Annotated in this window: 9 protein-coding genes; 5 read left to right on the forward strand and 4 right to left on the reverse strand. The window is 70.1% G+C overall.

All coding sequences use genetic code 11. The features are described 5' to 3' along the window. Window positions 1-4: 4 nt before the first annotated feature. The 4 genes from cydC to HMPREF3165_RS08645 form a co-directional block, all read right to left on the reverse strand. Entirely contained in the window at window positions 5-1918 is a 1914-nt protein-coding gene (gene cydC, locus HMPREF3165_RS08630; RefSeq protein WP_070512481.1) for a thiol reductant ABC exporter subunit CydC, read from the reverse strand. After that, window positions 1915-3702, reverse strand: a complete 1788-nt coding sequence (gene cydD / locus HMPREF3165_RS08635; RefSeq protein ID WP_070512482.1) for a thiol reductant ABC exporter subunit CydD — start codon at window positions 3700-3702, stop codon at window positions 1915-1917. The genes cydC and cydD overlap by 4 nt, the downstream gene beginning before the upstream one ends. A 66-nt stretch (window positions 3703-3768) precedes the next feature. After that, window positions 3769-4902 (reverse strand): cytochrome d ubiquinol oxidase subunit II, encoded by a 1134-nt coding sequence (gene cydB / locus HMPREF3165_RS08640; RefSeq protein WP_004565177.1) that lies wholly within the window; start codon window positions 4900-4902, stop codon window positions 3769-3771. Window positions 4903-4923: 21 nt separating this feature from the next. Beyond that, window positions 4924-6483 (reverse strand): cytochrome ubiquinol oxidase subunit I, encoded by a 1560-nt coding sequence (locus HMPREF3165_RS08645; RefSeq protein WP_004565176.1) that lies wholly within the window; start codon window positions 6481-6483, stop codon window positions 4924-4926. 619 nt (window positions 6484-7102) lie between these two features. On the opposite strand from HMPREF3165_RS08645, the gene HMPREF3165_RS08650 reads away from it, so the two are divergent. The 5 genes from HMPREF3165_RS08650 to proB all read left to right on the forward strand — a co-directional run bounded on the left by HMPREF3165_RS08650 (window position 7103) and on the right by proB (window position 14074). Continuing rightward, window positions 7103-10375: an Rne/Rng family ribonuclease gene (locus tag HMPREF3165_RS08650; protein ID WP_070512485.1), complete on the forward strand. Its 3273-nt coding sequence runs from the start codon at window positions 7103-7105 to the stop codon at window positions 10373-10375. A 176-nt stretch (window positions 10376-10551) separates the two neighbouring features. Further along, complete coding sequence (rplU, locus tag HMPREF3165_RS08655; RefSeq protein WP_004565174.1) at window positions 10552-10872, forward strand: 50S ribosomal protein L21; 321 nt, start codon at window positions 10552-10554, stop codon at window positions 10870-10872. 69 nt (window positions 10873-10941) lie between these two features. Continuing rightward, the gene (rpmA, locus tag HMPREF3165_RS08660) at window positions 10942-11199 is read left to right on the forward strand and encodes a 50S ribosomal protein L27 (RefSeq protein WP_003785909.1); all 258 of its coding nucleotides are present in this window, start codon (window positions 10942-10944) and stop codon (window positions 11197-11199) included. Window positions 11200-11285: 86 nt separating this feature from the next. Further along, the gene (obgE, locus tag HMPREF3165_RS08665) at window positions 11286-12893 is read left to right on the forward strand and encodes a GTPase ObgE (protein WP_070512488.1); all 1608 of its coding nucleotides are present in this window, start codon (window positions 11286-11288) and stop codon (window positions 12891-12893) included. Window positions 12894-12904: 11 nt separating this feature from the next. Then, window positions 12905-14074 carry a glutamate 5-kinase gene (gene proB / locus HMPREF3165_RS08670; RefSeq protein ID WP_070512490.1) on the forward strand — a complete coding sequence of 390 codons (1170 nt, stop codon included), beginning with the start codon at window positions 12905-12907 and terminating at the stop codon, window positions 14072-14074. Window positions 14075-14107: the final 33 nt, after the last annotated feature.

The following is a 14107-nucleotide window of genomic DNA, read 5'->3' on the forward strand; positions in this document are numbered from 1 at the left end:
TCGTTCAGCTCGTACCGGATACGTGGTCCTGCTGCCTGTCCTGATCCTCCTGGGAGAGCGACCACCGGTAGGTCTCGGAGACGTCCTGGAGCTCGCGGTGGCTGCCTCGGTGCAGGATAGTCGCCGGGGCCTGCTCGCCGGTGGCCTGCGGCCGGTGTCCCATGACGAGGACCTCGTCGGCGTGCTCCAGGGCGCTGAGACGATGGGTGACCAGGAGAGTGCCGCGGCCCTGGTCGCCCGCTGTCAGCAGGTCGGTCACGAGCCGGTCCGCGGTGAGGGCATCGAGATGCTCACCGGGCTCGTCCAGCAGCATCAGGGGAGCCGGAGCCGCCAGGGCCCGGGCGAGCAGGAGCCGACGCCGCTCCCCACCTGACAATGTGGTGGCATCGGTGCCGATGATGGTCTCAACTCCCTCGGGAAGAGCCTCGAGCCACCTCCCCAGGCCGGCCCGCCTCAGCAGCTCGCCGGCCTCGGCGGGGGTGACGTCCCCGCGCGCCACGCGCAGGTTCTCCAGGACGCTGGTGTGGAAGACGTGCGCGTCCTCCGCGGTCAGGCACACCCGGGCCGCCACCTCTGAGTGGACCGCCTGCCACGGGGGGACGCCGTCGAGCGTCAGTGTGCCGCCCCGAGGCTCCAGCAGCCCCGCCAGCGTGGCCAGCAGTGTCGACTTGCCGATCCCCGACGGCCCCACGATCGCCACTCGGCGACCGACCCGCAGATCCAGGTCGATGCCCTCGGCCACCACCGGGCCGCCCGGCCAGCCCACCGCCAGACCCCGTGCCTTGAGGTACGGGCCCTGGGCAGAGGGCTCGGGCAGCTCCAGAGGCGCGGAGGACGTCGCGGAGCCGCTGGCGGCACTGGCCTCTGCGGCCTCGATGAGCTCCACGATGCGGCAGGCGGCGCCGGCCGACCTGACCAGCTGCACGCTGGCCGGGCCGAGCGCTGAGGTGGCCTCGAAGGCGGCCAGTGGAACCAGGACGATCACTGCCAGCCAGACCGGGGCCAGCTGCCCGGAGGACACGGCGCTCACCCCCACCACCAGGTTTCCCAGGACCGCCAGGCCCATGGCGGCCATGTCCACGGCCGCCGCGATCGCGGCCGGTACCGCGGCCCGGTCCCGCAGACGGGTCAGGCTCTCCTCCCGGGAGGCGACCTGGCGCATCGAGCCGGCCAGACGCCCGGAGACGGACAGCTCGGGGGCCCCCTCCAGGACCGCCAGCACCTCCGCGGACAGCTCAGTGGCCTGCCTCTGACGGGCCTGCTCGGCGATTCTCGCCGAACGGATGGTGGCCAACGGGCCCACCAGTCCCGACAGCAGCAGACAGGCCAGCAGGATGAGGCCCGCCGGCCAGTAGACCACGCCGACGCCGAGACATGTGGCTGCGCCCAGGACGGCGGCGACAGCCGCCGGCAGATAGGCGCGCACCACGAGATCCCCGACCGCGTCGATGTCGCTGCCCACTCGCGCCAGGACGTCGCCGCGGCGCAGGCCCGCAACCGTGTCGGTGCGGGCTGAGGCCAGGGACTCGTAGAGGCGGGTGCGCAGAGCGCCCATGCCTCTCAGGGCGGTGTCATGGGAGACGAGCCTCTCGCAGTAGCGCAGCACGGAGCGTGAGATGCCGAAGAGCCGCACCGCCACCGGCGCCACCCCCAGTGCGACGACGTCGGGCATCTGTGAGGCCCGCGCAATGAGCCAGGCCGCCACCCCGGACAGGGACACGGCCGAGGCCATACCCGCCGTCCCGGCGACTACGGCCAGGATGAAGCGTGATCGGTCCAGGTTCAGCAGTCCCACCGCCCGGCGCAGGGAGCGTCGCTCATCAGCGGACAGCGCGGGGGAGAGGGCGGAGGCAGTCGGATGTGCGGGGTTCACGGGGGTCTCAGGGGGCTCAGGGATCAATGTGCTTGCCGTGCTCACAGGGCCTCCTCCTGCGCCGTCGCCGCCTCATGGGCAGATGCCCGGTCAGGTACCCGGTCAGGTACCCGGTCAGGTGTCCGGTCAGGTGCGATGTCCGCCGGCGGTACCGGTTGGCTCGTCACGGCGATGGTCTGCTCGGCCAGGGCCATGAGCGCAGGACGGTGCGCAATGACCACCACCGTGCGCCCCGAGGCGTGCAGCGCACGGACGGCGTCCAGGACGTGGGCCTCACTGGCCGCGTCCAGGTGTGCGGTCGGCTCATCCATGACCACCAGGGGCGCCGTCGAGCACAGGGCGCGGGTCAGGGCCAGACGCTGGCGCTGTCCCACGGATAAACCCACTCCTGCGCTGCCCACCGGGGTCTGCCAGCCCTGCGGCAGGCCGTCGACGACCTCATCGAAGCCCGTGGCCCGGGCCGCCTCGACCAGTACGTCGGGGACCCCCTCCGCTGTGGAGGCGCCTGGCTCGGCATGATCCAGGACGTTGTCCAGCACCGTGCCCGGGGTGATGGTGGGGCGCTGGGGCACCCAGGCGATCTGCTCCCACCAGGTGGCCGGATCGATCTGGGCGAGGTCGACGACGCCGCTGGGGGCGCCGCCGTCCGGCACGATCCTCACCCGCCCCCGGCCGGGGGGCAGCAGGCCGAGGAGGACCTGCGTCGTCGTCGTCTTGCCCGCACCTGACGGGCCGGTCAGCGCCACCAGGCTGCCCGGCCGGATCGAGGCACTGAGCCCGGCGGGGGCCCACGCGCCCCGGGAGGCGACGGACACCTCATCGAGCTCGATCGTCGACGAGCGCAGGTCAGGGGCCGGCAGGTCGCCGTGCTCGGGCACCGGGGTCTGAAGAACCTCGAAGACCGCGTTCGCCGCCGCCACCCCGTTGGCCGAGGCGTGGAACTGGAAACCCACCTGCCGCAGCGGCTGATAGACCTCAGGGGCCACCATGAGGACGAGCAGGCCAGTGAACAGATCCATGCGTCCGGCCACGAGCCGGAACCCGATCTGGACGGCGATGATCGCCACCGACAGCGTCGTGATGAACTCCAGGACCGCCCCCGACAGGAAGGCGACCCGCAAGGTCGACATGGTGGTGCGCCGGTAGGAGCGGCTCAAGGAGCGCACCTGCTCGACCGGTCCCCGCTCGCGCCCGAGGGCCTTGAGCGTGGGCAGGCCCGAGATGAGATCGAGCACCTGATCGCCCAGGACCTGCATGGTCTTGAGACGCTCCTGGGAGACGGACTGGGTCATCCTGCCGATGAGGATCATGAAGATCGGAATGAGGGGCAAGGTGCACACCACGGCCACCGCGGCCGACCAGTCCTGGGTGAGGAGCACCAGCACCGTGGCCGGTGTCACCGTCGAGGCCAGCAACAGCTGGGGAAGGTAGCGGGTGAAGTAGGGCTCGAGGTCGTCCAGCGCGCGAGTCAGAAGAGTGGCCGTCTGCGTCCCGTGAAGCGCCTGCCAGCGGGGGCCCAGTTGGGCCGCGTGCTCCAGAACCAGCCGGCGCAGCTCAACGATGGTCTCCGTGGCGGACCGGTGGGCGTGAACCTCCTGGAGCAGGACCACCAGGGCCCTGGCCGCCAGGACCCCGCCCAGAGCCACCGCCAGTGCCCTGACGGCAGACGGTGCGGCCCCCTCGGAGATGACCGAGGAGACCGCACCGGAGATGAGGAAGGCCTGAACCACCACCAGCACGGCGGTCACCATTCCGGTGACGGCGGTGGCGGCGATGTATCGGCGGGCGGAGCGTGCGTAACGCATCAGCCGGGGATCGAGTGGCTTCACCTGCTCAAGGATAGGGGAGTAGGTCCAAGGGCCCGGAGACCCCCGGCCGATGCGTCGCGCTGTCTGTCAGTACCCGAAATGGGCCTCGGGCTGGGTCGAGTCGCGCACCAGCGTGGGGTGCAGCCCGCCCTGGTCGGGGTTGATGCTCTCAACGCTGATGCGCGAGGCGAAGACCTTGTAGCTCCAGATCGTGTAGGCCAGGACCCCGGGGACGAACACGGCTGCGGCAACGCTCATGATGAGCAGTGTCGTGTCGGCGCTCGCGGCCTGCTGGATCGTCAGCGAGTAGGCCGGGTCCACCGAGGAGCGCATGACGTTGGGGGCCATCGCGGCGAAGATGAAGACGACGGCGAAGGCGATCCCCACGAAGTGCAGGGCGAAGGCCCGCCCCTCGTTCCCGGAGCGTCCCATGAGCAGGGAGCCGATGAGTCCGGCCGCGGCGATGACCAGCGGAATCCAGGACAGAACGTTACCTGAGTAGGCCAGCTGCGCCCACAGCGCCCAGGCGGCGGTGACCGCGGTGGCCGCCGGGGCGAGGCGGTGTGACATCCGCAGCGCGCGCTGCGACAGGTCACCAGTGGTCTTGAGGGCCACGAAGAGCGCACCGTGGTTGAGGAAGAGCAGGCAGGTGACGGCTCCGCCCAGCAGGGTGAAGGGAGTCACCATCGTGAGCAGGCCCCCGGTGATCTGGTGGGCGGCGCCGGGCACCAGGGAGTCGGCCGGCACCTGGGCGGCCGGGACGACGGCGCCGTTGGAGGTCTGGACGACCTCGATGTGCATGCCCTGAACCAGGTTGGCGAAGGCCACGCCCCACAGGATGGAGGGCAGCCAGGCGCTGATCGTGTGGACCCAGTCCCAGCGGTCGCGCCAGGTCTGGGAGTTGACCTTGGGACGCCACTCGATGGCGCACACGCGCACGATGAGGCACAGCAGAATGATGAACAGGACGATGTAGGCCCCGGAGAACAGGGTGGAGTACCACTCGGGGAAGGCGGCGAAGGTCGCCCCGCCGGCGGTCAGCAGCCACACCTCGTTACCGTCCCAGTGGGGGCCGATGGTGGACAGCGTTGCGCGCCGTTCGCGCTCGTCGCGGCCCAGGATCTTCAGAATCATGCCGACGCCGAAGTCGAAGCCCTCCAGGGTGAGGTAGCCGATCCACAGGACGGCGATGAGGATGAACCAGAGGATGCTCAGTGTCATGGAATTTCTACCTTCCTCGGCTCAGTAGGCGAAGGACAGGGCCGGGGCGGCCTCGGAGGAGTCAACGGAGCCGTCGCTGGAGTCCGTGCCCTTGCCGTCCTGGTCGGTCTGCTCGGACGTGCCGGACTTGTCCGGCACCGGGGTACGCACGCCTTCACGGATGTAGCGGCGCAGCAGCACGAACCAGACCACGCCGAGTGCGGCGTACAGCAGGGTGAAGATGACCATGGAGGCCAGCACAGTGCCCGAGGAGACCACGGAGGAGACGCCGTCGGCGGTGAGCATGTAGACCTGGGAGACCGGGTCGGACAGGTTGGGGACGATGACCCAGGGCTGGCGGCCCATCTCACGGAAGATCCACCCGAAGGAGCAGGCGATGAAGGGCAGCCACATGGTCGCCAGCGCCGCCTTGCCCAGAACCGGACGGGAGATGAGTCGGTTGGAGCGGGTCAGCCACAGGGCCAGGGCCCCCAGGGCCATCGAGGCCATGCCCAGTCCGATCATGAGGCGGAAGGACCAGAAGTTCACCATGATGTTGGGGCTGTAGTCGACGGCGTTGCCGCGCGCATCGGTGGTGCCGTACTGCTTGGCGTAGGTGTCACCGGCCTCCTTGAGCCCGGTGATCTTGGCGTTGAAGTCGTTGGTGGCCATGAAGGAGTAGACACCGGGAACCGAGATGAACCGCACCATGCCGTCCTCGTTCTTGCAGTCCCCGAAGGCGGCCACGGTGAAGGGGGCTCCGGCCTCGGTGTGGCACAGGCCCTCGGCAGCGGCCATCTTGGCCGGCTGGTACTCGGCGACCAGCTGACCCTGCATATGGCCGGTGCCGGCGGTGACCAGACCCGCGGCCACCATGGTGACGGCCCCGAAACGAGCGACCCGCCGCCACAGCTCACGCGCCTCGAAGTCCTGCTTGGCCTGGGCGGCCTTGACCATCCACCACACGGACACGCCCATGACGACGGCCGCGGCCACCAGCAGGGCCGAGGAGATGACGTGCAGCACGGTGGTCCACACCAGCTCGTTGGACAGGAGCTTGAGGAAGCCGCTCACCCCGTCGAGCTCGGCGCGCCCCGTCCTGGGGTTGACGACGGCGCCCACCGGGTGCTGCATCCAGGAGTTGGCGGTGAGGATGAAGAAGGCGGAGAAGTTCGTGCCGGCAGCCACGGCCCACATGCACAGGTTGTGCAGCCTGGGGGACAGGCGGTCCCATCCGAAGATCCACAGGCCCAGGAAGACGGACTCCATGAAGAAGGCCAGCAGGGCCTCGAAGGCGAGTGGGGCGCCGAAGATGTTGCCGACGAACCTGGAGTACTCCGACCAGTTCATGCCGAACTGGAACTCCTGAACGATGCCGGTGGCCACACCGAGCGCGAAGTTGATGAGCAGGATCTTGCCGAAGAACTTGGTGGCCACGAGCCACTGCTTGTTGCCGGTCCTGCGCCAGAGCGTCTCCATGAGAGCCACCAGCGGGGACAGTCCGATGGTCAGCGGAACCAGGATGAAGTGGTAGACGGTGGTGATACCGAACTGCCAGCGCGCCAGATCCAGAGAGTCCAGCGCCATGGGAGAGATGGCCATCAGTGCCACCTTTCGGAGATGACGATGAGATCGATAGGAAACCCTGTAGAGCGTTCTACAAGTCAATAGGGTCAGTGTAGGTCATCGATGACGCCATGTCGTGAAACGTGTGGGGCGTGACGCTCCTGAGACATGCGGTCCGACCGGTTCTTTTCTTGTGAGCACATCGCTGGAGAGGTGTTGTCGTGGTAGTTCAACGACTGAACGTTGAGCGGTGTGCATGCCGCGAGAGTGGGCCGAAAGTCCACCACACGACGGCAGGGCTTCCGCGTGTCTGGCTGAGGGGTGGATGGTTGCTGGGTGCGTGATGAGGTCAACGTGCACAGAGACCGGGGGCACCACGAGTCGCACAAGCGCTTATCGGCGTTTGTGTGGGATACTTCGAGCCGGCATCGGGTGCCTCGTACCAGTACCCGGAGCCACGCCTTCCGACCGACCCTGTCCGAGGACCTTGCGCCGCCTGAGTTGCGCCGCTGCGAGCCCGGTCTGTGTGGATGAGAGGCAAGGCGTGCGTCCTCCCGGGCGCGCTCAAGACTTTTTCGCTGCTCCCCTGGGAGCACAACCGCGCTGACGCGTCGAGGGTACGGCGACGGCGTCGGCCCCGGAGAGTGCAAGCCCCATGGCACGTCGCACCACATCAGAATCAACAGAATCCTTCGAGCACGGCGACGGTGAGGCCGTGAGCTCCCCGGCTCCGCGCCGCCGCCGCAGGGTCACCGCGGCCTCGGCCGCCCCCGCACAGGCCCCCGTTGCCGAGCAGCCCGGTTCGGCGGAGAGGTCGGAGACCGTCACCACCTCCGGCCTTGAGGAACCCGGTGTGCAGCAGGCCCCGGCAGCTCCTGCGGCTGATCCGGTCCCGCCGCGTCGGCGCCGGAAGGTTGTCGCGGCCTCCGCCGCTCCTGAGGAGGCTCCCGCCGCCGAGGCCCGTGTCGCCGTCGAGGCCGACGAGCCTGACGAGCCGGGCATGACCGAGGACGCATCGAGCGGCGAAGCCGCGCAGGAGGAACTCGAGGACCAGGTCGAGGAGTCGGCCGAGACCGACGAGACCGACGACGAGGAGGCCGAGCCCCACGAGGGCGACGAGCCCGCCGGCGCGGGCCTCGATGAGGAGGAGGACCTCCAGGTCCCCCGGCTTCCTGCCGCCTCGCTCCTGTTCCAGGCCCCCGACCCCAGCCGGGCCCGTCGGCGCCGTCGGGTCACCGCGGCGAGCGCCGCTCCCCAGGAGGCGCCGACCGCCTCGCGTCACCAGGGCGCCAAGGACGGGACGGATGAGGAGGACGCCGACGCGCGGACCGGTTCCCGGGGACATGACGAGGATGCTGAGGCCGAGTCCTCCCGAGCCGACCGCAGTGGCGGTCGCGGCCGCCGGCGTCGGCGGGCCGCCGCCGGTACCGGGGCCCCGCAGGAGCGCCGCGAGGACTCCTCCCGCGACGAGGCCGACGCCGAGTCCGCCCAGGCCTCGGAGGCTGATGGCTCTGACAGTGCCGATGGAGCCGATGAGGCCCGGGCCGATTCTTCGGAGGACACCCGCGAGGGCGGGTCCCGCCGCAAGCGGCGCCGTGGCGGGCGCGGTCGTCGCTCGCGCTCGCGTGGCGAGGACCCGGCGCGCACCGACGCCGATGATGAGTCGCAGGCGGCGGAGGATGACAGCGCCGATGAGGCTCCCTCGCGCGAGACCTCCTCCGATGCCGCCGCGGAGGCCGCCACGAGCACCGTGTCCGGATCGCGCCGCCGGCGACGTCGCTCCCGTACTCGCTCGGAGGGTGGCGACCTGCGTGACGAGGTGACCGCCCTCAAGGGGTCCACCCGCTTGGAGGCCAAGCGCCAGCGCCGTCGCGAGGGCAGGGCGGCCGGGCGCCGTCGTCCCATCGTCACCGAGGCGGAGTTCCTGGCCCGTCGCGAGTCCGTGGACCGGCAGATGATTGTGCGCGAGTCCGACGGCCTCAACCAGATCGCCGTCCTGGAGGACGGGCTCCTCGTGGAGCACTACGTCTCCCGGCACACCCAGACCTCCATGGTCGGCAACGTCTACGTCGGCCGGGTTCAGAACGTCCTTCCCTCCATGGAGGCCGCCTTCGTGGACCTGGGCAAGGGGCGCAACGCTGTCCTCTATGCCGGCGAGGTCAACTGGGACGCCGCCGGCCTGGAGGGCAGGCCCCGCCGCATCGAGGACGCCCTCTCCAGCGGCGACACCGTCCTGGTCCAGGTCACGAAGGACCCCATCGGCCACAAGGGCGCCCGCCTCACCAGCCAGATCACCCTGGCGGGCCGATACCTGGTCCTGGTTCCCGGCGGCACCATGACGGGCATCTCGCGCAAGCTGCCGGATACCGAGCGCAGCCGCCTGAAGAAGATCCTCAAGCGGATCGTGCCCGACTCGGCCGGAGTCATCGTGCGCACCGCCGCGGAGGGGGCCACCCAGGAGCAGCTGACCGCCGACGTCGAGCGCCTCGTGGCCCAGTGGGAGGCCATTGACAAGAAGGCGTCCTCCGTCATGAAGGGCAGCGGCAAGGCCCCCGTCCTGCTCAAGGGCGAGCCCGAGCTCGCCGTGAGGGTCATCCGCGACGTTTTCAACGAGGACTTCCGCAAGCTCATCGTCTCCGGGGACAACACCTGGTCCACGGTCTCGCAGTACATCGACGAGGTCAGCCCGGATCTGTCCGAGCGCCTCGAGCACTGGGTCGGGCCCGAGGACGTCTTCGCCGCCCACCGCGTCGACGAGCAGCTCGCCAAGGGCTTCGATCGCAAGGTCTGGCTCCCCAGCGGCGGCACCCTGGTCATCGACCGCACCGAGGCGATGACCGTCATCGACGTCAATACCGGGCGCTTCACCGGCGCGGGGGGCACGCTGGAGGAGACCGTCACCCGCAACAACCTGGAGGCCGCCGAGGAGATCGTCCGCCAGCTGCGCCTGCGCGACATCGGCGGCATGGTTGTCATCGACTTCGTCGACATGGTCCTGGAGTCCAACCGGGACCTCGTGCTGCGCCGGCTCGTGGAGTGCCTGGGGCGCGACCGGACACGCCACCAGGTCACCGAGGTCACCTCGCTGGGGCTGGTCCAGATGACCCGCAAACGGGTGGGGCAGGGCCTGGTCGAGGCCTTCTCCACCACTTGCGAGCACTGCAAGGGCAGGGGCTTCATCGTTCACGACGAGCCCGTGGAGAACCAGCAGGTCGACATGTCGGCCTCCGCCTCACGCGGGGGCGGGCGCTCGCGCGGACGCAAGAACCGTGAGGAGCAGGCTGCCGGCGGGGGCAAGAAGGAGACTAAGCAGGACTCTCAGGAGACCAAGGGCTCCAAGAGCCCCAAGGGCTCCGGTCGCGGCAAGGCATCGGCAGGCCGCGACGTCGCCGCATCGCCGGAGCCCGGAGCCGACGACGAGGCCCGGGCGGCAGTGCGCGGCGCTCTGGCCCAGATCGCGGCCGCCGCCGAGCAGGCTCACAAGGACAGCCAGCAGGAGGGGCCGGAGTCTCATGAGGATCAGGGGGCCGTTGAGGCCCCGGAGGCCGGCGTGAGTGACACCGCCGACGCTGCCGCGCAGACCGCGGAGAACGGGCAGCCCGCCGATGGCCAGGATGCTCCGGATGTCCCGGTCGAGGACAAGCCGGTCAAGAGCCGGTCGAGGAAGGCGGCTGACAAGAAGCCGGCGAAGAAGTCCAGTGAGAAGAAGGGCGACAAGGCGGACAAGAAGTCGGGGAGGAAGACCGGCAAGAAGGCCGAGAAGAAGGCTGCCGCGACCTCCGAGGACCCCGCTGAGCCGCAGCCCGGCGAGGCGCCGTCGGAGCCGGCCGAGGACAAGCCGGCGAGGAGGACGCGACGGCGGGCCACGGCCAAGAGCGCCGCGCCCTCACCGGAGAATTCTTCAGACACCCCGGAGGTGTCGGCCTGACGACGTCTCCGTGCCCAAGAACACAGGGGGCGGGGCGGATCGGAGGTTGGTGCTGGCGACATGATCGCCTAGAGTTATCTGCCGGTGCTTCTTGCGCCATTGCCCAGACAGGGCCCTCCCGGCGAGGCCGATCCCGGTCTTGCAGCGAGTGAGAGCCTTTCGAAGAATCTACAGAGATGAGCATTCAAGTGGTCTACGCGATCGTCAAGGCCGGCGGCCGTCAGGAGAAGGTCTCCGTCGGCGACGTCGTGGTTGTCGACAAGCTTGCTGGTGAGATCGGCGACGAGGTCACCCTCGCCCCCGTCATGCTGGTGGACGGCGACAAGGTGACCACCTCTGCCGCCGATCTGGCCAAGTCCTCCGTCACCGCCGAGATCATCGGCGACGAGAAGGGCCCCAAGATCAACATCCTCAAGTTCAAGAACAAGACCGGCTTCCGCAAGCGCCAGGGCCACCGCGCTCAGCTGACGGCCGTCAAGGTCACCGCCATCAAGTGACCGCCCCGGCGTCAGCCAGTACGCGGGCATCCTGAACGCACACGCTCGAGAAGAAAGAAGCCTTCAACCATGGCACACAAGAAGGGTCTTGGTTCCTCCCGTAACGGCCGCGACTCCAACGCGCAGCGCCTCGGCGTCAAGCGCTTCGGCGGCCAGTTCGTCAAGGCCGGCGAGATCATCGTCCGTCAGCGCGGCACCCACTTCCACCCGGGCCGCAACGTCGGCCGCGGCAACGACGACACCCTGTTCGCCACCGCCGCCGGTAACGTCGAGTTCGGCACCTTCCGCGGTCGCCGGGTCGTCAACGTCGTGCTCCCCGAGGCCTGAGCCCCGAGCACATCACCACGTCGCGAGAGGGCGGACGGCACCTGCCGTCCGCCCTCTCGCGCTATCCCGGACTCACAGGAGACCCCATGCCCAGCTTCATTGACCGAGTGGTCCTCCACGTGGCCGGCGGCGACGGCGGCAACGGTTGCACCTCCGTGCACCGTGAGAAGTTCAAGCCCCTGGCCGGGCCCGACGGCGGCGACGGCGGTCATGGCGGTGACGTCGTCCTGACCGTCGACCCCCGGGTGACGACCCTGCTGAGCTACCACCGCTCCCCGCACCAGCGGGCCGGCAACGGCACCCCCGGCATGGGGGACTGGCGCCGCGGTACCGACGGCAAGAACCTCGTCCTGCCCGTTCCCGAGGGCACCGTCGTCAAGGACTCGCGCGGTCAGGTCATCGCCGACCTCGTGGGGGAGGGCACCAGCGTCGTCGTCGCCCAGGGCGGCACCGGCGGACGCGGCAACTTCTCCCTGGCCTCCTCCAAGCGCAAGGCCCCCGGCTTCCACCTCCTGGGAGAACCCGGTCAGGCCCAGGACATCACCTTGGAGCTCAAGACCATTGCCGACGTCGCCCTGGTGGGCTACCCCAGCGCCGGCAAGTCCTCCCTCATCGCCGCCATGAGCGCCGCCCGCCCCAAGATCGCCGACTACCCCTTCACGACCCTCGTACCCAACCTCGGGGTCGTCGAGGCCGGCGACGTGCGCTACACCATCGCCGACGTCCCCGGACTCATCCCCGGAGCCTCCCAGGGCAAAGGTCTGGGACTTGACTTCCTGCGGCACATCGAGCGCTGCGCCGTCATCGTCCACGTCCTGGACTGCGCCACCCTCGAGCCGGGCCGCGACCCCCTCTCCGACCTGGACACCATTGAGGCCGAGCTCGCCGCCTACTCCGAGCGCCTCGGCGAGCAGGAGGACAACCCCTCCCTCACCGGCCGGGTCCCCCTCATGGAGCGCCCCCGCATCGTGGTGCTCAACAAGGTCGATGTCCCCGACGCCGCCGAGCTCGCCGAGTTCGTGCGCGCCGACATCGAGGCCCGGGGACTGCCTGTCCACATCATCTCCGCGGTCGCGCACACGGGGCTGCGCCCCCTGTCCTTCGCCCTGGCCAGTGACGTCGAGCGGGCCCGGAAGGCCGCTCCGGCCACGTCCCAGCGTGACGGCGAGCCCGGTGCGACTGACGGTTCGGGTGAGCCGCGCCCCGTCATCCGGCCCGCGGCGGTCGGGCGCCGGGAGAAGGAGAGCGTCGCCCAGGTGCGTCTGCTGGCCCATCCCAGCGAGGGGCAGGTCTACCAGGTCCGCGGGCAGCGCCCCGAGCGCTGGGTGCGTCAGACCGACTTCACCAATGACGAGGCCGTCGGCTACCTCGCCGACCGCCTGGCCGCGGCCGGGGTCGAGGACGAGCTTGTCAAGGCCGGCGCCCACGCCGGCGACACCGTCCTCATCGGCGAGGTCGATGGGGGAGTGCTCTTCACCTGGGAGCCCACGATGACCACCGGGCCCGAGCTGCTGGGCGCCAGAGGCACCGACCTGCGCCTGGAGACCAGTCGGCGTCGGACCAACGTGGAGCGGCGCAGCCAGTACCACGAGATGATGGATGCCAAGGAGGCCGCGCGCCAGCAGCTGCGCGACGAGGCCGCCGAGGGCCTGTGGACCGACGCCGCCTCCTGGCACGGGGACGACGAGGACTGAGGCGCGAACCCATGACTCCAGCAGCAACCGGTGCCGACTTAGACCACGGACAGGAACGCCCGGAACGCCTGCCTGAGGGGGCCCGCGTCGTGGTCAAGGTCGGTTCCTCCTCCCTGACGCGCGCCGACGGCGGGCTCGATCTCAACCGCATCGATATCCTCGCCGGCCTCATCGCCGGTATGCGCAGTCGCGGCCACGACGTCGTCCTGGTCTCCTCCGGGGCCGTCGCCTCAGGGCTGGTGCCCCTGGGACTGAGCCGGCGCCCCGACGAGCTCAGCCTCCTGCAGGCGGCCGCCTCCGTGGGACAGGGGCGGCTCGCCGCCCGCTGGGAGACCGCGATGAGCGCCTACGGACTGGTGACCGCCCAGGTCCTGCTGACCGCCCACGACGTCGCCATCCGCAGCCACTACCGCACGGTGCGCGCCACCTTCGACTCCCTGCTCTCACTGGGAGCCGTCCCCATCATCAACGAGAACGACGCGGTGGCCACCAGCGAGTTCAGCCTCGGCGACAACGACCGCCTCGCCGCCCTCGTGGCCCACCTGGTGACCGCCGACGTCCTGGTGCTACTCACCGACGTCGACGGCCTGTGGACCGCGCGCCCCGGAACCCCCGGCGCCACTCCCATCCGCCACGTGCGCTCCTCGGCGGACCTGGCGGGGGTCAGTGTCTCCGGGCGCGGTTCCTTCGTGGGAACCGGTGGCATGACCACCAAGCTCCAGGCCGCCACCATCGCCTGCGCCTCGGGCACCACCACCCTCATCGCCCGGGCCGACGACGCCGCAGCGCTCCTGGGCCAGGAACAGGTTCCTACCGACCTGGGCACCTGGTTCGAGCCCACCGGTCCCCACCGCCCCAGCCGCCGGCTGTGGATGGCCCACGCCTCCCAGCCCGACGGGCGCGTTCTCATCGACGCCGGGGCGGCCCGGGCCCTGACCGTGGGGAAGAAGTCGCTCCTGCTGCCGGGCCTGACCGGCCTCGAGGGTGACTTCGAGTCGGGTTCCGTCGTGGACGTCGTCGGCCCCGAGGGCGTCCTGGCCCGGGGGATATGCCGCTACGCCGCAGCCGAGCTGCGCGAGGTCCTGGCGGCCCGGGCCGAGGGCGCCCCCGCCCCCGACCACGTGGCTCCCGTGATCCACCGCGACGATCTGGCTGAGCTGCCCCGCATCGCCGGAGTCTGAGGACACCATCGGCCTCGTCTTCTAAGGTGTCCC

Source organism: Actinomyces sp. HMSC08A09, from assembly GCF_001807465.1.
Classification (GTDB): Bacteria; Actinomycetota; Actinomycetes; order Actinomycetales; family Actinomycetaceae; genus Actinomyces; species Actinomyces oris.